At 42.6% G+C, this 21,637-nt stretch carries 25 protein-coding genes and 1 pseudogene; 17 read left to right on the top strand and 9 right to left on the bottom strand.

From position 1 onward, the window contains the following. Positions 1 to 16: 16 nt before the first annotated feature. Positions 17 to 1,513, bottom strand: a complete 1,497-nt coding sequence (gene zwf, locus A6755_RS10905) for a glucose-6-phosphate dehydrogenase (protein WP_034308214.1) — start codon at positions 1,511 to 1,513, stop codon at positions 17 to 19. A 229-nt stretch (positions 1,514 to 1,742) separates the two neighbouring features. Between zwf and rnz the strand changes: the two genes are divergently transcribed. The 5 genes from rnz to A6755_RS10930 all read left to right on the top strand — a co-directional run bounded on the left by rnz (position 1,743) and on the right by A6755_RS10930 (position 6,602). Then, positions 1,743 to 2,684: a ribonuclease Z gene (gene rnz, locus A6755_RS10910; protein WP_063590662.1), complete on the top strand. Its 942-nt coding sequence runs from the start codon at positions 1,743 to 1,745 to the stop codon at positions 2,682 to 2,684. A 63-nt stretch (positions 2,685 to 2,747) separates the two neighbouring features. Next, positions 2,748 to 3,566, top strand: coding sequence for a squalene/phytoene synthase family protein (locus A6755_RS10915; protein ID WP_057278773.1), 819 nt, complete (start codon positions 2,748 to 2,750; stop codon positions 3,564 to 3,566). A 207-nt stretch (positions 3,567 to 3,773) separates the two neighbouring features. Further along, complete coding sequence (locus tag A6755_RS10920; RefSeq protein WP_034308208.1) at positions 3,774 to 4,769, top strand: ABC transporter substrate-binding protein; 996 nt, start codon at positions 3,774 to 3,776, stop codon at positions 4,767 to 4,769. 32 nt (positions 4,770 to 4,801) lie between these two features. Further along, on the top strand, positions 4,802 to 5,833 hold the full coding sequence (locus A6755_RS10925; protein ID WP_057278771.1) for an ABC transporter permease: 1,032 nt from the start codon (positions 4,802 to 4,804) through the stop codon (positions 5,831 to 5,833). Further along, a complete protein-coding gene (locus A6755_RS10930) occupies positions 5,808 to 6,602 on the top strand; it encodes an ABC transporter ATP-binding protein (protein ID WP_048678506.1) in 795 nt (264 codons plus the stop codon). The genes A6755_RS10925 and A6755_RS10930 overlap by 26 nt, the downstream gene beginning before the upstream one ends. 157 nt (positions 6,603 to 6,759) lie before the next feature. Here the strand turns inward: A6755_RS10930 and A6755_RS10935 are convergent, their stop codons facing one another. Beyond that, positions 6,760 to 7,311 carry a MerR family transcriptional regulator gene (locus A6755_RS10935; protein WP_052137288.1) on the bottom strand — a complete coding sequence of 184 codons (552 nt, stop codon included), beginning with the start codon at positions 7,309 to 7,311 and terminating at the stop codon, positions 6,760 to 6,762. Positions 7,312 to 7,590: 279 nt separating this feature from the next. Here A6755_RS10935 and A6755_RS10940 point away from each other — a divergent pair. Beyond that, positions 7,591 to 8,023, top strand: a pseudogene (locus A6755_RS10940) (VOC family protein). A gap of 96 nt (positions 8,024 to 8,119) precedes the next feature. On the opposite strand, the gene proC reads toward A6755_RS10940, so the two are convergent. Continuing rightward, positions 8,120 to 8,965, bottom strand: a complete 846-nt coding sequence (gene proC, locus A6755_RS10945; protein ID WP_034308197.1) for a pyrroline-5-carboxylate reductase — start codon at positions 8,963 to 8,965, stop codon at positions 8,120 to 8,122. Positions 8,966 to 9,701: 736 nt separating this feature from the next. Here proC and A6755_RS10950 point away from each other — a divergent pair. From A6755_RS10950 to A6755_RS10960, 3 genes are all read left to right on the top strand, one after another. Next, entirely contained in the window at positions 9,702 to 10,670 is a 969-nt protein-coding gene (locus tag A6755_RS10950) for an MBL fold metallo-hydrolase (protein WP_063590663.1), read from the top strand. Positions 10,671 to 10,692: 22 nt separating this feature from the next. Further along, on the top strand, positions 10,693 to 11,484 hold the full coding sequence (locus tag A6755_RS10955; RefSeq protein WP_034308192.1) for an SDR family NAD(P)-dependent oxidoreductase: 792 nt from the start codon (positions 10,693 to 10,695) through the stop codon (positions 11,482 to 11,484). 149 nt (positions 11,485 to 11,633) lie between these two features. After that, positions 11,634 to 12,161 (top strand): DUF3221 domain-containing protein, encoded by a 528-nt coding sequence (locus A6755_RS10960; protein WP_034308189.1) that lies wholly within the window; start codon positions 11,634 to 11,636, stop codon positions 12,159 to 12,161. 51 nt (positions 12,162 to 12,212) lie between these two features. Here A6755_RS10960 and A6755_RS10965 read toward each other — a convergent pair whose 3' ends face one another. After that, positions 12,213 to 12,872 carry a C40 family peptidase gene (locus A6755_RS10965; RefSeq protein WP_034308187.1) on the bottom strand — a complete coding sequence of 220 codons (660 nt, stop codon included), beginning with the start codon at positions 12,870 to 12,872 and terminating at the stop codon, positions 12,213 to 12,215. Positions 12,873 to 13,285: 413 nt separating this feature from the next. On the opposite strand from A6755_RS10965, the gene A6755_RS10970 reads away from it, so the two are divergent. The 4 genes from A6755_RS10970 to A6755_RS10980 are packed head-to-tail and all read left to right on the top strand — an operon-like array spanning position 13,286 to position 15,451. Continuing rightward, the gene (locus tag A6755_RS10970) at positions 13,286 to 14,545 is read left to right on the top strand and encodes a Y-family DNA polymerase (protein WP_034308185.1); all 1,260 of its coding nucleotides are present in this window, start codon (positions 13,286 to 13,288) and stop codon (positions 14,543 to 14,545) included. 27 nt (positions 14,546 to 14,572) lie between these two features. After that, positions 14,573 to 14,905, top strand: coding sequence for a YolD-like family protein (locus A6755_RS10975; protein ID WP_034308183.1), 333 nt, complete (start codon positions 14,573 to 14,575; stop codon positions 14,903 to 14,905). Beyond that, on the top strand, positions 14,902 to 15,069 hold the full coding sequence (locus A6755_RS27035; protein ID WP_174878708.1) for a hypothetical protein: 168 nt from the start codon (positions 14,902 to 14,904) through the stop codon (positions 15,067 to 15,069). The genes A6755_RS10975 and A6755_RS27035 overlap by 4 nt, the downstream gene beginning before the upstream one ends. A gap of 58 nt (positions 15,070 to 15,127) precedes the next feature. Next, positions 15,128 to 15,451: an iron-sulfur cluster biosynthesis family protein gene (locus tag A6755_RS10980; protein WP_034308178.1), complete on the top strand. Its 324-nt coding sequence runs from the start codon at positions 15,128 to 15,130 to the stop codon at positions 15,449 to 15,451. A gap of 43 nt (positions 15,452 to 15,494) precedes the next feature. On the opposite strand, the gene A6755_RS10985 is transcribed toward A6755_RS10980, so the two are convergent. Continuing rightward, entirely contained in the window at positions 15,495 to 16,397 is a 903-nt protein-coding gene (locus tag A6755_RS10985) for an alpha/beta hydrolase (protein WP_057278766.1), read from the bottom strand. 130 nt (positions 16,398 to 16,527) lie between these two features. On the opposite strand from A6755_RS10985, the gene A6755_RS10990 reads away from it, so the two are divergent. Together A6755_RS10990 and A6755_RS10995 are read left to right on the top strand one after the other, a co-directional pair. Further along, positions 16,528 to 16,788, top strand: coding sequence for a YqkE family protein (locus A6755_RS10990; RefSeq protein WP_034308173.1), 261 nt, complete (start codon positions 16,528 to 16,530; stop codon positions 16,786 to 16,788). Between the two features lie 156 nt (positions 16,789 to 16,944). Next, a complete protein-coding gene (locus A6755_RS10995; RefSeq protein ID WP_034308170.1) occupies positions 16,945 to 17,382 on the top strand; it encodes a MarR family winged helix-turn-helix transcriptional regulator in 438 nt (145 codons plus the stop codon). Between the two features lie 45 nt (positions 17,383 to 17,427). Here A6755_RS10995 and A6755_RS11000 read toward each other — a convergent pair whose 3' ends face one another. The 3 genes from A6755_RS11000 to mciZ all read right to left on the bottom strand — a co-directional run bounded on the left by A6755_RS11000 (position 17,428) and on the right by mciZ (position 19,220). After that, a complete protein-coding gene (locus tag A6755_RS11000; protein ID WP_063590664.1) occupies positions 17,428 to 17,853 on the bottom strand; it encodes an Ohr family peroxiredoxin in 426 nt (141 codons plus the stop codon). 240 nt (positions 17,854 to 18,093) lie between these two features. Further along, positions 18,094 to 19,002, bottom strand: coding sequence for an aldo/keto reductase (locus tag A6755_RS11010; protein WP_054400245.1), 909 nt, complete (start codon positions 19,000 to 19,002; stop codon positions 18,094 to 18,096). Between the two features lie 56 nt (positions 19,003 to 19,058). After that, positions 19,059 to 19,220: a Z-ring formation inhibitor MciZ gene (gene mciZ / locus A6755_RS25995; protein ID WP_134402123.1), complete on the bottom strand. Its 162-nt coding sequence runs from the start codon at positions 19,218 to 19,220 to the stop codon at positions 19,059 to 19,061. Positions 19,221 to 19,295: 75 nt separating this feature from the next. Here mciZ and A6755_RS11015 point away from each other — a divergent pair, with 75 nt between their 5' ends. Next, the gene (locus tag A6755_RS11015) at positions 19,296 to 19,847 is read left to right on the top strand and encodes an NUDIX hydrolase (protein ID WP_053535639.1); all 552 of its coding nucleotides are present in this window, start codon (positions 19,296 to 19,298) and stop codon (positions 19,845 to 19,847) included. Beyond that, a complete protein-coding gene (locus A6755_RS11020) occupies positions 19,848 to 21,029 on the top strand; it encodes an endonuclease Q family protein (protein WP_063590666.1) in 1,182 nt (393 codons plus the stop codon). A 36-nt stretch (positions 21,030 to 21,065) separates the two neighbouring features. On the opposite strand, the gene A6755_RS11025 is transcribed toward A6755_RS11020, so the two are convergent. Beyond that, positions 21,066 to 21,629, bottom strand: a complete 564-nt coding sequence (locus A6755_RS11025) for a GNAT family N-acetyltransferase (RefSeq protein ID WP_054400247.1) — start codon at positions 21,627 to 21,629, stop codon at positions 21,066 to 21,068. Between the last annotated feature and the right edge of the window lie 8 nt (positions 21,630 to 21,637).

Here is a 21,637-nt window from a genome sequence, read left to right on the forward strand (position 1 = left end):
GCATCCCTTTTTCATTTCAATCATTATTTTCGTTTTTCTTGACTTGCCACCAAATATGTCCATCTTCCGCCAGGAGTTCATCGGATGCAAGTGGACCTGTTGATCCCGCTTCATAGTTAGGGAAAGACTCGTCTTTAGTATTTTCCCATGCATTGGAAATGGTATCGACGAACTTCCATGAGAGGGCAACCTCGTCCCAGTGCGTAAAGTTCGTAGCATCCCCGCGCATGCTGTCAAACAATAGCTTTTCATATGCCTCGGGAGAATTGATGTGTTCGATCCCTTTGTTCGAGACGGTCAGCTTCATTGGCTTTGTATTGGATGTCGTCCCGGATTTCTTGACATTTAAGTACAATGTGATACCCTCGTCAGGCTGGATATTGATGACGAGAAGATTCGGATTCAGCGTTTCTTCCGTTTTATAATACAGATTCATTGGAATATCTTTGAATTGAACAACGATATTCGTTGATTTGACATCCATTCTCTTACCGGTACGGATATAAAAAGGAACACCGGCCCAACGGAAGTTATCAATCATCAATTTACCCGCAACATAGGTCTCTGTGTTGGATTCGGGATTTACATTATGTTCATTTCGGTAGGCCGGAAGCATTTGACCGTCTATCGTTCCTTCACCATACTGGCCACGAACGAAGTATTGGTTGACTTCGTCGACCTTCATTGGTCGAAGTGAACGCAATGCCCGTACTTTTTCGCTTCGAATCTCTTCAGTCGTCAGAGCGATCGGGGGTTCCATTGCAAGCAAGGCCACCATTTGCAGCAGGTGGTTTTGGACCATATCCCTTAGGGCACCGCTGGTTTCATAATAACGCCCGCGTTCTTCAACGCCGAGTGTTTCGCTTGAAGTGACCTGGATATTGGATATATATCTGTTATTCCATAGCGGCTCGAAAAGGGCATTGGAAAAACGGATGACCTCGATATTTTGTACCATTTCTTTACCTAAATAATGATCGATGCGGTAAATTTCATCTTCAGCGAATGCAGTCCGAATCTGCTCATTCAATTGTTGTGCTGTTTCAAAACTGTGTCCAAATGGCTTCTCGATGACCAGGCGTTTATATCCATCCGTGTCACTCAGGCCTTGAGCTTTAATCTGTTCGGCAATCGTACCGAAAAACTCAGGTGCCATCGCCAAATAGAAGATCCTGTTTCCCTCTAATTGATATTGTCCGTCTAATTGTTCGGCAATGTCTTTTAATTGCAAGTATGATTCCGAACTTGAGACGTCATGGGAGTGATAATGGAAATGGGAAATGAATTCATCGACCTTTTCTTCCGCATGTCCGAACGTAAGAATCGAGTCCTTGACACTTGTTTGGAACTCCTCGTTCGTCAATGGCCTCCTTGCCACACCGACGACCGCGAACTTATTGATTTTCTCTTTTTGAAATAGTCGATATATGGAAGGAAACAATTTCCTTTTCGCTAAATCTCCGGTAGCACCAAAAATCATGATCAATGCTGTGGGTTTATTGTTTTCTGTCATGTTAAAACCTCAACTTTCCGTTAAATCTGTCTATAAAGTTGGAATTCCCGTATGTGTACCAATTTCTAATTTTACGTTTAGCTTTCCCTCAAAGCAATCAATTTGCGCATTTTTTCTCAGATTTCATTAAAAGTTTAATTTGGTTTCGGTTTTAATGGGTCATAAATGAAAGAGCACCTTGGTTATGCTATAGTTAAGGCATAAAGTATTTGCAACGGAGGTAGTATGAGTGGATTTCGTTTTATTGGGTACAGGCGCTGGCGTTCCGGCCAAAGCGCGGAATGTGACATCAATCGCCCTTCAATTATTGGAAGAACGAGGGACTATTTGGTTATTCGATTGTGGGGAAGCAACACAGCATCAAATATTAAAAACGGCGGTCAAACCGCGAAAGGTTGAAAAGATCTTCATCACCCATTTACATGGTGACCACATCTTCGGACTGCCTGGTTTTTTAAGCAGCAGATCTTTTCAGGGCGGAGTGGATAAATTGACCGTATATGGTCCACAAGGCATAGATTCATTCATTAAGACGAGCTTACAGGTGAGTGGGACTCATTTGAAATATCCCTTGGAAATCATCGAAATAGAAGAAGGCACAGTATTTGAGGACGAACAATTCACAGTGACGGCCAAGTCGCTTGATCATGGCATTTACAGCATCGGTTATCGGATTGTGGAAAAAGATCGTCCGGGTAGCCTGCTGGTCGACCGCCTGCGTTCCGAAGGTGTGAAGCCGGGGCCTCTTTTTAAAGCATTGAAAAATGGACAAACGGTCTGTCTCGATGATGGCCGTGTCATAAATGGGAAGGACTATATCAGTACTCCGAAAAAAGGCCGGATCATCACGATTCTTGGTGATACAAGAATGTGCAGCAATGCGCTCATTCTTGCTGAATCGGCGGATTACCTTGTTCATGAAGCTACATTTTCAGCGGAAGAATCTGAAATGGCATCAGCCTATTATCATTCGACCACCGTTCAGGCTGCAGAAACGGCCTTGAAAGCGGGAGCTAAGCATCTAATCCTTACGCATATCAGCTCACGGTATACTCCAGAGGATGCTGAGAGGCTGAAAGAGGAAAGCAAAGCAATCTTTGCAAATACGATCATGGGTGAAGATCTGATGGCGATTAAAGTTCCTTTGTATTCAGAGGAATCGGACAGCTGAAATCAAAGCCAATGTTTGATATAATTAATCAATTGTTCATTGGATATTTAAAGGAGTGTAAATATGACTGACAAAAGTGACCTACATACTAAAGCAATGGATTTTCTCCTAAAAACAAGCCGGACTTTTTTCATTCCAATCAGTTATCTTCCAAAGGGATTGCAAGAGGGTATTGGAGCTGCATACCTTTGCATGCGCGCCATCGATGAGATCGAGGACCACCCAAGTCTTCCTGCAGATAGTAAGGTTTCTTTGTTACAGGCCCTTAGTGAGCTGCCGGATGCGGATTTCAAGGAAGAGAATCTTCAAAAGTTATTTGAACCATATAAGGATGAACTGCCCGAGGTGACCCTGTTTCTTTCGGACTGGGTTGAATTTTGTCCACCCGGTGCAAAAGACAAAGTCTTGGAGTCAACAAAGGAAATGGCCGAAGGCATGGCAAAATGGGTTATTAAGGACTGGCAAATCCATAATGAAGAGGAACTCGATGATTACACTTATTATGTTGCAGGATTAGTCGGGGTCATGCTGTCTGATATGTGGAACTGGTACGATGGAACCGAAACGGACCGTGAACTTGCCATCGCATTTGGCCGTGGACTCCAAACGGTCAATATCCTGCGTAACCGCGAGGAAGATGCAGAACGTGGTGTGAACTTTTATCCGGATGGCTGGGGTTTCGACGAGATGCTTGCCCATACGGAGCGTAATCTTGCATTAGCCGATGCGTACATTGAAGAGATTGAAACGAAGGACATCATCCAATTCTGTAAAATACCTTTGGAATTGGCAAAAGCTACATTGAAAGCCCTAAAAGAAGGTAAAGAAAAAATTGATCGGGCTACCGTTACCGAAATTGTCAGCCAGGTTGTCGAACATTGATTTTTCAAAAAGCTGCTGTGAAAGTTACCATACCTTTCACAGCAGCTTTTTTCATGTTTTACACACAGAACTCAAAAAATTCTAAAAAGTTAAAAAATATATTGGAATAATTGGGACTAAACGATTATAATTTAGGAAATAAAAGCGAAAAAAGCTGGCATCGTTAGAAAAACATTATTTTAAATAAGGAAAAAGCGGGGGGAAAATATGAAAAAGAAATTATATTCAACTGCAGCCATGACATTGGTCGCAGGTTTATTATTGGCTGGGTGTGGAAATGAAAAGGAAAAAGATGCGGCAAAGGATGAAAGCGGAAAGGATACCATCAACATTGGGGTAACACAAATAGTTCAGCATGATTCCCTGGATCAAGCATATGAAGGCTTCCAGGCGGCATTGAAGGATAGTGACATCAATGCAAAATATGATCTTCAAATTGCTCAGGGTGACCAAAACAACAGCCAAACGATTGCCAATAACTTCGTTGGGGATAAAGTGGATCTGATATTTGCGAATTCGACTCCTAGTGCTCTAAGTGCTTTAAATGCGACCAAGGATATTCCGATCGTCTTTACATCGGTTACCGATCCTGTAGCGGGGGAGCTTGTCACCTCTTTGGAAAAACCAGGCGGAAATGTGACGGGTACGACGGATTCCCATCCTGAAGCCATTGCAAAGTCAATGAAATTTCTAGCGGAAGAGCTTGGCGCCAAAACGATTGGAACGGTTTATAACACAGGGGAGCAAAATTCAGTCGTCCAAATAAAAAATGTGAAGGCGGAAGCGAAAAAAGCTGGATTGAAAGTCGTGGAAGCATCCGTCTCGACTTCAGCGGATGTTAAACAGGCAACGGAATCATTAATCGGAAAAGCGGATGCTTTCTATATCATCACTGATAATACAGTTGTCTCTGCACTGGAATCGGTCATTTCCGTGGCAAATGATCAAGATATCCCCTTGTTTGTCGGCGAGCTTGATTCCGTGAATGCTGGCGGTTTTGCAGCATATGGCTTCAGTTACTATGATATTGGTTATGAAGCGGGGCAAAAAGCGGTTGAAATCCTGAAGGATGGTAAAAAACCTGGAGATATCCCGGTTCAATATCCACAAAAACTGAAATTGGTCATCAATGAAAAAGCAGCAAAAGATATGGGTGTTGAAATAAAAGAAGAATGGAAAGCAGATGCTGAGTTTGTAAAATAAACTCTGCTTTTGTTCGGGGAAGGAAGAAAAAAATGTTCTCAGCCTTATTCAACTCTTTTGAGTCGGGAATGATTTATGCAATCATGGCACTTGGTGTCTATTTAACATTCAGGATTCTCGATTTCCCGGATATGACTGTGGAAGGCAGTTTTGTGACAGGGGCCTCTGTTGCCGCGATTATGATCGTTAACGGTTACTCGCCGATCGTAGCCACGTTGTGTGCCATGGTGGCAGGGTTCATCGCTGGGACGATAACGGGGTTCCTTCATACAAAAGGGAAAATCAATCCTCTCTTGGCAGGTATCTTAATGATGATTGCGCTCTACTCAATCAATTTGCGGATCATGGGTGCATCCAACATTCCGTTGCTTTCCCAAACAACCATTATCACGAATATCCAGGATGCCTGGGCTGGCACTGGGCTGGACAATTTGTTGAATGGTCTTTTATCATTCGTGGGTCTTGGTGACAGCCTGCCAAAAACGTGGGCCATATTAATCGTTATGCTGGTTGTGGCTGTAGTCATCCAAGCGGGAATGTCAGCGTTTTTAAAAACGGAAATTGGTCTTGCCTTACGGGCGACTGGTGACAATGAAGCAATGGTCAAGAGTTTTTCCGCCCATACCGGCAACATGAAGATCTTAGGACTTGCAATCGGAAATGCACTTGTGGCTTTTTCGGGATCCCTGGTTGCCCAATATAACGGTTTTAGCGATATAGGCATGGGGATTGGAATCATTGTCATCGGATTGGCATCCGTCATAATCGGTGAAGCTCTATTCGGGGCAAAAACGATTGCACGTGCTACGCTGGCGGTCATTGGAGGGGCGATCATTTACCGAATCGTCGTAACCTTGGCACTTCGCGTTGAATTCCTTGAAACGGGAGATGTTAAATTAATTACGGCTCTTATTGTGGTCGGGGCACTTGTCATTCCAAAAATTTCCGATAAACAAAAGGAAAAAACCCGGAAGAAAAGGCGGCTTAAAGAAATACAGATGCGTCATGATGGCACTTTACCGAAAGGGAGGGAAGAATATGCTTCGGTTAAATCAGATTTATAAAGTGTTCAATGAGGGAACACCAGATGAAAAGCTAGCCCTTGGAAATCTGGAACTGCAGATGACAAAAGGTGAATTTGTAACAGTCATCGGTAGTAATGGAGCAGGTAAATCGACTTTGATGAATATGATTTCCGGTAAGATTCTCCCTGATGCCGGTGAAGTCATCATCGATGGTGAAAACGTATCGGCCATTGAAGAACATGCCCGTGCAAAAATGATTGGACGCGTTTTTCAGGATCCCATGCTGGGTACGGCACCGCATATGACGATTGAAGAAAATATGGCAATTGCTTATGGCAGAACCAATAGAAGAGGTTTAGGCTTTGGGGTGACAAAAAAACGGAAAGAACTTTTTAAAGAATGTTTGGGCACCCTTCATTTAGGCTTGGAAAACCGGATGACTGCAAAAGTGGGATTATTGTCAGGAGGGGAGCGTCAGGCACTATCACTGCTGATGGCGACCTTCACCGATCCTAAAATCCTGCTTCTTGATGAACATACTGCAGCGCTTGATCCTTCGCGGGCAGAACTTGTTACAAACCTGACAAAGGAAATCGTCGAAAAGAACCAATTAACGACGTTGATGGTGACTCATAATATGCAGCAGGCAATCGATCTTGGAAATTCCCTGATCATGATGGATAAGGGACAGATCATTTTTGAAGCCAGAGGCGCTGCAAAGCAGAAGTTAACCGTCGAAAAACTGCTTAACGAATTCCAACGCATAAAAGGCGAAAAAATGATCAATGACCGTGCAGTGTTGATTTAAAATGATGAAAAGGCCCGACCCAGGTGAGTTTAATCTTGGGTCAGGGCCTTTTTATTTTGGGGTAATTAATAAGATCATGTCCTATTTTTGAAGAGATGCTTTGCCTAGCAAAAATGGTTATTCGTGGGGTGCTCATGAAAGATCTTGTTAATAGATGTCAATCGCTGTCGGCTGTGCTCCATGATGAACTATCGTTCTTTCTGTTTCCGAAAATCATTTTTATGAATGGCCTTTTCTTCGTCTTTTTAGTGGCAGCAGCTTCTTCAGCCGCGAGGAAATAATCAAAGTGCTGGCCCGTTGGTGTTTCTAACGCTTCGATACGGGCTTCAAGCTTTTTAACGAGTTTGTGCATTTCTTCCATTTCACTTCTGTGCTGTAAAAGCTGATAGGATACAACATCGTCCGCTTTTGTTTTCAGGCCATTTTCTAGCCTGATGACCCGTTCAAGCAGTTGATCATGTTCTTTATTCGGTTCGGAGTGTTTCTGGAGGGTTGCTTTTCTAATCTTTTTCTCTGAGATGCTGACCTTTTGGAGAATGATGCCCTCGTTCAGCTGATCTTGGATTTTTCTCAATAATGCAATGTCTTCATCCGAAAACTGGTAGTGGCCAAGCTGATTCCGTTCTACTTCCATGTTCAATTGGGTGACCCAGCGTTGAATCGTACTATGGGAAACATTCAGTAACCGGGCAACTGCGCTTGTATTCATCGAGATTCCCCCTTCTGCTTGTTGAATTCGATAAGTATGGGGGAATTCCTTTACAGATGACAAAACATGTATTCATTCGGCAAAGAAAGTGGAATTCCTACGTAATTTGCATGAGGGGCAATCCAAGGTGGAATTACCCGTGGTTTTGCAAAGTGGTGAGCAGTGTTAGGAACTTTAAGAAGCATTTGCTATGGTGTGGGTGATGGTCAATCAAGCTAAAAAGGGAAAAGTGATCCAGATGTCGAATTTACCCTTAAAACATGGAAAAGGAGGACTAGCATGAACAGGATCAACATTATAACTTTAGGTGTCAGGGATATTACTCAATCATTAAGGTTTTACCGGGACGGGTTGGGATTCCGTACATTGATTAAAGAGGACGATCCCGCAATCGTTTTTTTTTAATAATGCCGGTACGAAACTTGCTTTGTATCCTTTAGAGGAGCTGGCAAAAGACATTAATGAAATGGAACCGCCTAAGGAAAATGGTTTCCCGGGTCTTACGCTCGCTTATAATGCTAAATCAATTGAAGAAGTGGATGAAGTGATCAACAGGGCTGAAAAGGCTGGGGGAACAATCGAGAAATCACCTCAGCATGTTTTTTGGGGAGGATACAGCGGATATTTTTCAGACCGCGATGGTTATTATTGGGAGGTTGCGTATTCGAAGGACTGGAGTTTCGATGAAAATGATATGCTGATTATAAAGTAACGCTCACTTCAGAAGATTTACCCTTTATAAGGCGTATGGATCATAAAAAGGGCTGTTGCCTGCCACTGTTGCAGGCAACAGCCATCATCATGAGGCTTACTGCGAAACTACATATTTGGCCAGTTCTTTACTTATTTGGTTGCCCATTCGCTTCGATTGCTCTGTCGCTTCTTGTACACAGGCAATGAATGCATCTTCCACTTGGTGTGCTTGTAGTGCTTTCAGACCTGCTTCAGTCGTTCCGCCTGGTGAAGTTACTTCCTTTCTTAGTACGGCAGGCGTTTTAGGTGATTTCTGTAACATGTCGGCTGCGCCCATCAATGTCTGGAGAATCAATTGCTTAGCGGTTTCGGAATCGAGCCCTATTTTTTCCGCTGATTTTTCCAATGCCTCGACCAAGTAATAAATATAAGCAGGACCACTGCCTGATAAGCCTGTTACCGCATCTAGCTGGGCTTCTTCGACCACTGCCACCGTACCCACCGTTTCAAAAAGGGTAATCGCCGTTTGTAATTGCGAGTCTTCCGTATGACAGTTAGCCGCAAGGGCCGTTGCTGATTTTCCTACAGCTGCCGATGTATTAGGCATGGCACGGACGATCGAAAACCGCTTGTTGGCGATTCCTTCCAAGCTTGTTGTATGAACCCCGGCAACAACGGAAATGAACAGCATTTCTTCACGAATGTATTCTTTTATTGATTGCATCGTTTCTAAAATATCTTTCGGTTTCACCGCCAGTACGACAAGGTCCGCATCCTGTACTAATAACTGCAGTGATCGTGTTGCCGTTACACCATATTGGTCCTTTAAATAAACGAACCGATCATCATTTGATTTATTTGTTACAAAAATATTTTCTGGTTCAATTACCTGTTGGGTCACCAGCCCCGAAATGATTGCTTCTGCCATCGATCCAGCTCCGATAAACGCGATTTTTTTCATATTTCCCGCTCCTTTTTCTTTTGAATTTTCGGCCATTTTATGAAGGCTGTTTTCACATACTTTGTTGCTATTTACCAGGTAGTGAGTTGTGGTTGATTTCCCTTCCAGATGCTCGCTTTCCGCGGGGCGGGCGGGTGAGCCTCCTCGGCGTAAACGCCTGTGGGGTCTCACTTCCCGCTGCTCCCGCAGGAGTCTCGCACTTCCGCTCCAATCAACCTTAAATAGTTTCGTTTAAAAACAACAACCTTTACGAAAAGAGCCTTTATGAAAAACAAAAAGACCCCTCATCCAATAAAGGACGAAAGGTCTAGCTTCCGTGGTACCACCTTTGTTCAACTTTTCCATAATAAATAAACAGAAAAGCTGCACTTGATTCCTCTAACGCGGGAATTACGTCAGGTTTTCCTGAAGGCTCATAAGGTAGGTTCAATAATGAGGGGGCGATGAAGCCTTTCAGCACATTCCAGCTTCACTCTCTTTACGCCATCAATAATTTACTTGGCCTTAATCAAAGCCATGCCGTCTTTAATTACTTGTGATTATGAAGGATATATCAGTACTCTGTCAATGATAATATATGCATGCACGATAAAAAATAGACATGAATTATGTGAAAATAATGACAGTATTTAAAAATACATGTAAAATGTTAATTATACATGATAACTATACTTAGAATCCTGGTTAGCGTATAAAAAGATTTATATAAATATAATTTTCTAAGGTGGAAAAGATTATGGCGAATTGGAATGGAGATATTGCGAAAATTGCTTTGCCCACGCCGTTTGCAGTGGGTGATGTGAATGTTTATGTCGTTAAAGGGGATGCTTTAACATTAATCGATACTGGTGTGAAAACAAAACGTTCAAAGGAAGCCTTGACTGACGGTCTTGGAGATTTAGGTCTGAAACTGACTGATATCGAACAAATCATTTTAACCCATCATCATCCCGATCATGCTGGTGCACTCGATTTCTTTGAAAAGGATATCCCGGTTTATGGACACAAAAATAATCAGCGCTGGCTTACTATCAGTGATGAGTTTCTTGAAACACATAATCGTTTTTTCCTTGATTATGCCAAAAAGTTCGGAGTGGCAGAAGAGCTGAAAAATAAACTGATCCATAACCGCGACGAAATCCGTTTCCTTAGTGAACGGAAGCTGCATGGATATTTAGCTGAGGGGGATGAGCTCCCTGGTCTTCCAGGCTGGAAAGTGATCGAGACTCCAGGGCATGCGCAAAGCCATTTATCTTTTTACCGGGAAAGTGACGGGGTCATGATCGCTGGCGATCACTTGCTTGCCAAGATTTCACCTAACCCATTAATGGAACCACCTTTACTCCCTGGAGGCATGAGGCCTCGTCCGTTACTGCAATATAATGCATCACTTCAAAAATTATTGGATTTCCCCATATCCACTGTTTACTCAGGACATGGATCTGAAGTGGCAGGAGATGCAGTTGCAGACTTGATTCAATATAGATTCGATCGGCAGCATAACCGTGCCATGCAGGTGAAAAGCATGCTCCAAGATAAGCCTTTATCTGTCTTTGAAGTGTGTCAGCAGTTGTTTCCGAAAGTATACCTTCAGGAAGTGGGCCTGACACTTTCGGAAACGGTCGGTCAGCTGGACTATTTAGAAGACTTGGGTGAAGTCCAAACAGAAATCCAATCAGGGGTCATTCTGTATTCAATCGCTTAATGTTCGAAGGAGGCCGCTTTTTTTGAATAAGTTACAAGGTAAAGTTATTGTTATTACCGGTGCTTCCGGAGGGATTGGCAAGGAAGTTGCCATTCAAAGTGCAAAACAGGGAGGCCGTCTCGTCCTCTTGGCCAGAAGCATGGATAAATTACTGCTGCTGAAGAATGAACTGATCGCCCAATATGGGATTGATGCATATGCCTATAAGCTTGATGTTGCAGACACTGATCAGGTGACAAATGTTTTTAATGACATCCATGAGCAAATAGGTGAAGTGGATGTGTTGGTCAACAATGCTGGTTTCGGCACGTTTAAAGAAGCGCAGGATACGGAATTGAATGAAACGAAAGCAATGTTTGCTGTCAACGTCATTGGCTTAATGGCCTGCACAAAGCTGGTTCTGCCGTATATGAAGCAGAGAAAATCGGGGCATATCATCAATATCGCTTCACAGGCCGGTAAAATCGCCACTCCTAAATCAACATTGTACTCTTCTACCAAGTTCGCAGTTCTTGGCTATTCAAACGCACTTCGGCTCGAACTGATGGAAGATCATGTTTTTGTGACCACAGTCAATCCTGGCCCTATAGAAACGAATTTCTTTAACATTGCGGATGAATCAGGTACATACTTAAAGAACGTTGAAAAATTTATGCTTAAGCCTGGAGATGTCGCTGCTAAAATCGTAGCGGCGATGCTGACCAACAAGAGGGAAATCAATCTCCCTGGCTGGATGAATTTAGCTGGGAAATGGTATAACATGTTTCCGAAGATCACCGAAACATTAGGAAAAAAAGCATTTTTCAAAAAGTAGGCTAGTCTTTCGATACCAGACGAAAAATGGTCCAATAATAGGTAAAGGGGAATGTCGATGACATTCCCCTTTTGATTTAACCGAAGTTATCATTTGAATGGGTAACTATTTCATGGGGAATCCGTCTATTTCTATTAGGAGGGATTTTCATGAAGATGATTGTAAACCTTTATATATATTTATTCGTCGCCTTTATACTGGGCAGCTGTCAATCCCCCGATTGGAACATGGATGAATCCATTGATAAAGGGGAAGAAGGTTTCATTACGGATCTTGATGATAAGAGGATTTTGATTAAAGGGACGTACTATAAGGTGACCAATGATACATATATTCAAGATCAACATGGTAATGACCTCGATTATTCCGAACTCGAAATCGGGATGAAAGTGAAACCATGGCACCGGGGCGGGGTGAAGAAATCATTTCCTGGGAAAGCGGAAGCTGAATTGATTCTTGTTTTGACGGATGAAAACAGCTTAGCCGAACAAAGGGCGGTCATTGCTGCTCTGGATCATGTCAGCAAAGCGGAAAGTCAGCGATTCATGGTTCTCGAAGTCGTCCATTTACCCTCAGAGCATGTTTATAATATCGAAATGATGAATCGTTCAAACTTGGACTCTTCATTCATGGTGACAGTAGAGGATGTAACGGATGAAATATTATATATAAAATAAAACAGCCGGACTGAATCACTTTGAATTCTGTCCGGCTGTTTGTCTTGGATTTTATAAAGTTTTCGCACCTAAATATTTTGGTTTCCAATAAGAATTATCCATATCCGTAATGGTTATTCCTTTAGAAGACGTAGCACTAATGAATTGGCCATTTCCGATATAGATCCCAACATGGGATACTCCTGTTCTTCCAGAAGAAGTATCAAAGAATACAAGATCACCCTTAGCTGGTGAAGATACTTTTAAACCTGTATTGGAATAGAGCAATGATGTTGTACGCGGTAAGGTAATTCCTTGTGATTTCTGGAATACATAATAGACGAAGCCTGAGCAGTCAAATCCAGTTGGTGTTGTCCCGCCCCATTTGTAGGGTTTGCCTATTAAGGTTTTTGCATAGCTGATCAAGCTAGTATTATTGACATTATAAACACCAAGCGCGTTAAATGTGTTACGGCCGGCAATTCCGTCTGCAGTCAACCCTTTGGCTTTTTGGAATTTTTTTACTGCGGATACAGAATAGGTGCCGTAATATGTAGTCAGTGAACCTGAATATGTGAAATAACCTTTGGTTTTTAATAGTTGTTGTAGTTGTTTGACATCACTATGTGTCATTCCGGGTCTGAGGGTTTGGTCTCCAATATTGGCAAAGGCTTGCAGTGGGGTTAGCATCATGGCTGATGCAACAGCAGCTGAAGCGATCCATTTCTTCATAATTTTCATTTCCTCTCTATCTATCTCTCTAGTATTGTTAACAATATTATCCTACAATACCATTATGACAATTAGACATAATTTCGGTTACAGTTTCATTACAAAAAATGAGCATTAAGACTGGATTCCAAGAGGACGAAAGCCTGTTGAAAAGGGTGGGGGAATTTTAAAAAACCGAGCATATGGACCTACTTGAAATTATTCAAGCTACCAATTAATCTTTTTCAAAAAAACAAAATGGATACTCAGTTTAAATTTGGTATTTTATCCATTTTTAGTATCCATTATAGTTTTCAAGGAAATTACAATAAAAAGTAGAAATTTGTATGAAAACTTCCATTGAATAAGAACGTATATTCGGTTAAAGTTATGAATATAATAAAGCGAACGTATATTCTTGTTAGGGTGAAGAAATGATGGATTATGGGACGATGCCGAAACAATCAATTATGTGTATCGATATGAAAAGTTTTTATGCAAGCTGTTCAGCGGTCATGCTTGGTCTGGACCCGCTTGATTGTTATCTTGCGGTGGTTGGTGATTTGAAGAGGACAGGGAGCATTGTGCTTGCGGCTTCTCCAAAGATGAAGAAGGAATTTGGCATCAAGACAGGTTCGCGGATGTTTGAGATCCCGAATGACCCGAGGATTGTCGTCGTTGAACCTAAAATGGCGACTTATTTAAGGGTTTCGACGGAAATCACCCGCTTGTTCAACCGTTATGTGCCAAAAGAAGCGATTCACGTATATAGTGTGGACGAAAGTTTTGTGAAAGTCGATGGTGCTGCTTCTTTATGGGGAGATGCCCGCATGATAGCTGAAAAGATAAAAGATGAAATTGAACGGGAATTACAGCTCCCCTGTGCCATTGGAATTGGACCGAATATGCTCATGGCAAAACTTTGCCTTGATTTGGAAGCCAAACATAAAGGGATTGCGGAATGGAAGTATGAGGATGTGCCAAGCAAACTTTGGCCGATTTCCCCGCTTCGTGAAATGTGGGGGATCGGCAGGCGCGTAGAAAAAACCCTTCATGGAATGGGGATATTTACGGTTGGGCAGCTTGCCAATTATGATCTTGAATTACTTGAAGCGAAGTTTGGAATTATGGGCAATCAGCTTTACCACCATGCCTGGGGAATAGATTTATCCGATATGGGGGCAGCGATCATCGAAGGGCAGGTCAGCTTCGGCAAAAGTCAAATCCTGCTGCGGGATTATAAGGATGAGCATGAGGTAAAGCAGGTCATGCTGGAAATTTGCGAAGAAGTTGGAAGAAGGGCACGCACCCATCGTAAGGCAGGAAGAACGGTGAGCCTAGGCATTGGCTACAGCAAGGATGAGTTTGGCGGAGGTTTCCATCGTTCGCGTTCGATTAACGAACCGACCAACATCACGATGGAGTTATATAAAGTTTGCCTGGAGCTTTTCCATGAGAACTATAAGCAAAAAACGGTTCGAAGCATAGAGGTCAGACTCTCGAATATTGTGGATGATAATGAAATGCAACTGACTTTATTTGATGCTTCGCGCTGGAAGAAGCGGGAATTGAGTTACACGGTTGATCGAATCCGCCACAAATATGGAGCCAAATCGTTATTGCGTGCAGTTTCGTATACAGAAGCAGGTACAGCCGTATACAGAAGCAAGCTGCTTGGTGGGCATAAGGCGTAAGGCTGACTTTGAAAGGAGGGAAAAGAAATGATTCGTGATCGCGGCCGTATCAAATGGACATCGATGATGTTGCCGGAACATGTGAAGATGCTCCGTGATTGGGCGGTGGAGGATGGCTATGAAACGAAGCGCATCCTGGATGAGCAGCAACTGGAAGAAATGAATGCGGTAATGGGGGAAGCGATGGAGGAAAGAAAGGATGTCACGATTGCTCATTATGAAGGAAACCGGTATCAGCTGTTAATCGGCAGGATCCATTATTATAATGAGCTCACCCAAAAGCTTCATATCGTTGACCGGTTTGAGCAGGCTCACTATATCAGGCTTTCCGATATAGCGGATGTAAGGATAATGGAATGATGAGCGGAAGGGCTGTTCCCCAAGGGACAGCCTTTCATTTTCGAAACGGCATCGAGATGAAAGGAATGACGTGGCATAAGAGAATCGGCATTGTTAGAACGGTCCGTGAGGAAGTGATTTCCGTGAGGGCAGATCTTGTATATGGAAGCAGGCAGTTTCGTTAACAGAAACGTTTTTATCGTTTATAATGGGGGAATGCAAAGACATCGGGAGGCAGCAATCATGTATATTGAATGGACGGAAACAGCGGCTGGGAAAATAGCCGGTAAGGTACAGGGACAAGAAGGATATTTACAGTTGAAATATGATACTGATGGCTGCGGCTGCGTGGTAAGTGGTGTGACGGCGCTATGGTGGGTCAACGAACCTGAAGAAGGTACCGAAAAAGTGGAAACGAACGGAATTCCGCTATATGTTGAGAAATCAAAAATGATTTTTCTTGATGAAGTCATGAAAATAGACTTTGTTCCGGAAGCGAACAGCTTTCAATTAAAAAGTCCGAATCAAATCTTAAATCCGAGGATGAGCTTTTTTAATAAAATCTAACTAAAAGCAAAAGAGGGGATCGTGGATACCCTCTCATTTCTTCTCAGACAAGTTTTTTTAGAAACTGATCGATTTGATCTTCGTATTCTTTTGGATTTTCATTATAAGATTGAGCGTGGGCCCCTTTTTTAGCGATGTACAGCTGTTTTGGGCCCTCTTTTGCTGCATATAATTCCGCTGTCATGGAAGCGGGAATGAAACTGTCATTTTCACTATGGATGAACAGCACGGGTTTTCGGATATTTTTCATATAATCGATTGGGGACACTTCATTGGTCCAATATCCGTCACGGAGTTTGATGAACGTACGCCCGAGCGGAAATACGGTCCAAGAAGGAAATGGGACTTCATGCTTGAGCTTGTGTTTGATTTGATCCTCGAAGTTAGAAAATGGACAGTCGGCAATGTAAAAATCAGCACCATCTTCAAGCATTCCGGCATATAAAAGCAGGGTTACGGCCCCCATGGATTCTCCATGAATGCCAATATGAAGGTCGGGCCCTTTACGTCTTTTCAATTCATCGATTACGGCCTTCAGGTCGAATTTTTCATAATGTCCATAACTGCTCGTCTTGCCGCCGGAATCCCCATGCCGGCGGTGGTCATAAATGATCGCATTGAAGCCCCGCTTAAGAAAAATGTTCATGTACTTAATCGAATTGACTTTGTTCTCCGTCACACCATGAGAAATGACCACCCACTTTTTAGTGTCATGCGGTTCGATAAACAAGCATTTCAAGGAATATCCGGATGGTGACGATACCCAAATTTCCGATTTAGGCAGATTATCAAAATCCTCCGTGATCAGGCGTTTAGCCATGATTTCACGATTCTGGATAAAATCATCTTCCTTCTTTTTCATGTACATGATCCGATTGGAAAAATAAAGACCGACGCCGATGATATACGCTAGGATTCCAGCCAGTGTAAACCACCATTTCTTCATGAAAGGACCTCCTCGAATGATTTTCTTTATTTTACCATGAGGGAAATGGGAAAACACTGTTTGAAAACCATGATGAGGAAAACGGCAGTCGTGATATAATAATTTCATAAATGGCCAGGAGGTTTTAAGGATGAAAAAGAAACAGCCGCGAAAACAAAGTCAAAGCAAAAATCAAGATAAAGATTCATCTTCATTGAAACTAGGTGATATGATCAATCAAGATATCATGTCCCAGCTTCGTCAAAAGCAAAAAGAACTTAATGAGGCTGAACAAGAGAAAAGGGAAGCGGAAGAAGAAAAAAAACGTGAAGAAAGAAAGCGGCGGGAGAAGAATAAATCATTCGAAGAACTATTGGGTGAAAGCAATCTGAACTGGAAGAACTATAAATAAGAACAGGGAGCAAATTAAAAGGGCTGGCACCCTTTTTCTGTTCAGGAAGATTTATTGCTTGCTGATATTCCTTTATTTTAGAAAGTATAACGATTATATTAAAGATAAGTTCGATATGCTTTCATATCGGATGGACTACTATTAGCTGGTGATAGGATGCAAAATAAAATAGAAAAAGTGCTGGAAGACCAATTATGTTTCCTGCTTTATGCAAGTTCGCGGGAAATGACGAAGAAATATAAACCGCTGCTTGATAAACTTGAAGTGACATATCCTCAATATCTTGTTCTGCTTCTATTATGGGAACAGGATACACTTACAGTAAAAAAACTTGGGGAGCTCCTTGCCCTCGACTCAGGAACGCTTACCCCCATGTTGAAACGAATGGAGCAGAATGGCTTGATTGTCCGTGAACGTTCGACTGAAGATGAACGGTCTGTCATGATCAAGTTGACGGAAAAGGGACTCGGTTTACAGGAAGATGCCTGTTTCATTCCCGATCGCATTTCGGCAATGTCGGGTGAGGATAAGAAGGTGGTCGAGGATTTAAAAGCTTCGCTGCTCCAACTATTGAAAACATTACAGGAATTTTAGCGAAGAAAAGACGCTTGGGAACCCCCAAGCGTCTTTTTATTGGATTTAGTCTACATCTATTTCAAAGGCGACGTCCACATTGCCGTTGATTGCTTTTGAATAAGGACACATTTGATGCGCTTTATGAACAAGGGTTTCGAATGTCTCCTTGTCGACCCCGGATCCCTTCACAGCCAAAGTTACAGCCAAGCTGTACTGATGCATCTCACCCATCAATAGACTGACGCTTGCGGTGACTTTTGACTCGAAAGAAACGCGTTCAATTTTACCAACTGATTGCAAAGCACTATCAAAACATGCAGCATATCCAGCTGCAAAAAGCTGTTCCGGATTAGATGCTTCAGGCATCTGTTTAGCCCTTGGTGTTCCAGGCATCGCAATATCAACCGTGAAGTTGCCGTCAGCAGAAATTGCCGTTCCTTCTCTTCCGCCATCGACTGTTACAGACGTTGTAAATAATGTTTTTGTCATCATTTTTTCTCCCTTATCTTTTTTATCATTTGATTGTGCACAACTGAATTGTACAATATTAATTTTGAGATGTCCAATGAAAAGTTTAAAACCGTTAAATGGGTTTTGGAAGGAATTAGAATGATCGGAAACTTGAAGTTGGTAAAGAAGGCGAAAAAAAGATGGAACGGAAAAAGGCTGACTATCCCGTTGGTTAAACGGAGATAGAGCAGCCTAAAGGTTTGTCCTGACATTTCTTTTTTAATTCCGGTGACTTTCATATTTGTTCACTTTGGTCAACCGCTTCAGGATATCCAACTCGGTTGTGGACAGTGAAGGGCTGTTGGCAGCTTGGCAGTTATCACGTAGCTGCTGTACTGAGCTTGCTCCTGGAACAACGGTAGCTACGCTTTGATGGGACAATACATATTGAAGTGCCGTTTCATTCAACTTCCTATCGGAAAGTTTGTCCTTTATTTGCGGAAGCAAATCTTTAAGTTCGTGATAGCTATAGTCAAGGTATCCATCCTCATTTGCCTTTTCAAGCATTTTTTCACTGAGCAGCCCTTTGGCAAGGGGGCCACGGGCGATCATGCTGATCTGTTTGTTGGCGAAAAGGGACAGCCACTCTTCTGGGCGGCGGTCGAGCAGATTAAACTGCATCATCACGGAATCAAGCTCAGACTTTTCAGTGAATTCCTTGATGACATTCGGACGAATCGAGGAAATTCCATAATATCGGATATAGCCTTCTTTTTTCAAATCTTCAAATGCTTCCACCGTTTCTTCGATATTGTCTGAAATGGTGCCGCCATGTAACTGATAAAGATCAATATAATCAGTCCCCAATCGCTTTAAGCTATCTTTTACTGCCGTTTTAATATGAGCGCCGGATGGGTCCCAGCTCCAGGAATCTTTATTTTCATTCCAGCGGTTTCCGACCTTGGTGGCTATGTATACCTTATCGCGGACCGATTTTAAATTCTTTCCGACGATTTCTTCATTCATACCGAAATCATATAAATCGGCCGTATCAAAATAATTGATTCCTTCATCTAAAGCGGCCTGTATGATCTCGGATGCCTGATTTTCAACAGTCCCCAGTGACATGCATCCAAGCCCGATTTCAGAAACTAGCAAGTCAGAATTTCCTAGTCTGCGTTTTTTCATGTTATCCACTCCCTTTACATTCATTGTAAAGGAGAAATCCATTTCACTCAAAGAATTCACTTGATCCGTTTTAAAGGAGTGGGTGGCACCTGATGGTGAATGTCGGCAATCCAATCATTGACATAAACATATTGATTTTGTAATTGCTTGAGTTTTCGAAGGATTTCCCAGCTCTTTCCGGATAAAGTAACGCTTTTTTCCAATACGTAAACTTTCATTAAATCGCCCTCCATCTCTATTATGGTAAAATGTATGAGGAATCATGCTGCAATTAGAACAGAGGAGTGGTCACGATGAAAAAATTTGAAGAAAAAACGCTGTCTTCGGAAAAAATCTTCACAGGAAAAGTAATCAGCCTGCAAGTGGATGATGTAGAGCTTCCTGATGGGAAAACGGGTAAACGTGAAATAATCAAGCATCCGGGAGCGGTTGCCGTCATAGCTCTCACGTCAGAAAATAAAATCATCATGGTTGAACAGTACCGTAAAGCACTGGAGAGAAGCTTGGTGGAAATTCCTGCAGGGAAGCTTGAAAAAGGCGAAGAACCGGTGCTGTCGGCTAAACGGGAGCTGGAAGAGGAGACAGGTTATGAATGTGAAAAAATGGAGCACATCATATCCTTCTATACATCCCCAGGTTTCGCCGATGAATTGGTCCACATGTATGTGGCCCACAATTTGAAAAAGAAAGAAAATGCGGCACCGCTGGATGAAGATGAATTTGTCGAGATGCTTGAACTCACGCTGGAGGAAGCTCAAACTTATATGGATGAAGGGAAGATCCAGGATGCCAAAACGGCATATGCAGTTCAGTATCTGCAGTTGAAAAAGGCGATGACATCATAAATGAAAGAGTATTACGCTGACCTGCATATCCATATAGGCAGAACGAGAAGCGGAAGGGCCGTGAAAATAACAGGTGCTAAAACGTTAACCTTCAGCAATGTACTGCAAGTGGCAAGTGAAAGGAAGGGCCTTGATCTAATCGGGATAATCGATTGTCATTCTCCTGAAATTATCGAAGAGATCGAAGCGGGGATTCTTGATGGCGAAATCACGGAAAAGACTGAAGGCGGGCTTCAATACAAGAATACAACCATCATTCCGGGTTCGGAGATTGAAATTTATGATCATAATTGTAATGGACCGATCCATGTCCTCGCCTATTTTCCCACTTTAAAAGCGATGAAGGAATTCTCCTCATGGATGAGCGGACATGTTAAAAATATCACCTTGAGCTCCCAAAGGATTTATTGTGATGGAAGAACGCTGCAAAAAATCGTGAAGTCACTGGGTGGCCTGTTTATCCCGGCACATGTTTTCACCCCATTTAAAAGCTTATATGGAAAAGGGGTGCGATCCAGTCTGACTGAAGTATTCGATCCGGAGCTAATTGATGCCATCGAGCTTGGTTTAAGCTCAGATACAGAAATGGTCAAGGATATCAAGGAGTTGGACTCCTATGTATTCGTAACAAATTCCGATGCGCATTCGCTTGGGAAAATCGCTCGTGAATATCAAAAGGTCCTGCTTGAAGAACCAAGTTTCAATGAGCTGGCAAAAGCCCTAAAAGAAACAGGGAATCGCAAGGTGACCGTTAATTATGGATTGAACCCCTTATTGGGAAAGTATCATCAAACCGTATGTTCAGGGTGTTTACATCAGGTATTGAGGGATAGTGAACAATGTCCTGAGTGTGGTAATAACTCCATTATTAAAGGGGTATCGGCCAGGATTGAAGAACTCTCCGTTTCCGGGAGGGACAGAAGTGACGGAAAGGAAAGGCCGCCGTATATCCATCAAGTGCCACTCGACTTCATCCCGGGACTCGGGCCTAAATCCATGGAAAAACTGCTGGTGGCATTTGGAACAGAGATGAATATCCTTCATGAAGTTACGCTTGAACAGCTAATGGAAATCGTTCCTGAAAAATTGGCGGTCTACATCGATTCTGCCAGAAAAGGGACGCTTTCTTTTGAAGTGGGGGGCGGAGGAAAGTACGGAAAGGTCAAAAAGGAATTAACCTGAAAAAAGTCCTGACAGATGAGATCTGTCAGGACTTTTTTAATTTGTTGTTTTTGCATAAATGGAGGTGTCCCGCACTTCCATGCCGTCTGCACTAAGGCAGTCATTACGCAAAATTCCTTCAAGGGTGAATCCCAGCTTCTCGGGAATCCGTTTGCTGGCAATATTATTAGGGTCACAGCGGATTTCGACCCGTTTTGCACCGTAATGGTAAAAGGCGAATTTAGTTAACTTTTCCACTGTCTCCGTTATGTAGCCCAGTTTACTGAATCTCGTATCAATCCAATAGCCAATTTCGAATTTAGGAATATCCCAGTTGATTCGGTGCAGACCAGTGGAGCCGATGAATTGATCGTCTTCTTTCCTATAAATATGGAGTCTGATATCCTCTTTTAAAATAAAGTCCGCAAAGGCCTTAAGGACGTTCTGTTCAGAAGTTTCCAAAGAAACATCTTGATGGGCAAACGGCAGCCACTGTTTCAATTCAGGTTTAGAATGGACAATGGCTTCGTAAAGGTCCAGGCCATCGCCAGGCTGACAAGGTCTTAGATATAATCGAGGGGTTTCAATTTTTTCGGGAAAATCCATTAATATAGCTTTCATATCCTGCC

The organism is Peribacillus frigoritolerans (assembly GCF_001636405.1).
Taxonomy (GTDB): domain Bacteria; phylum Bacillota; class Bacilli; order Bacillales; family DSM-1321; genus Peribacillus; species Peribacillus frigoritolerans.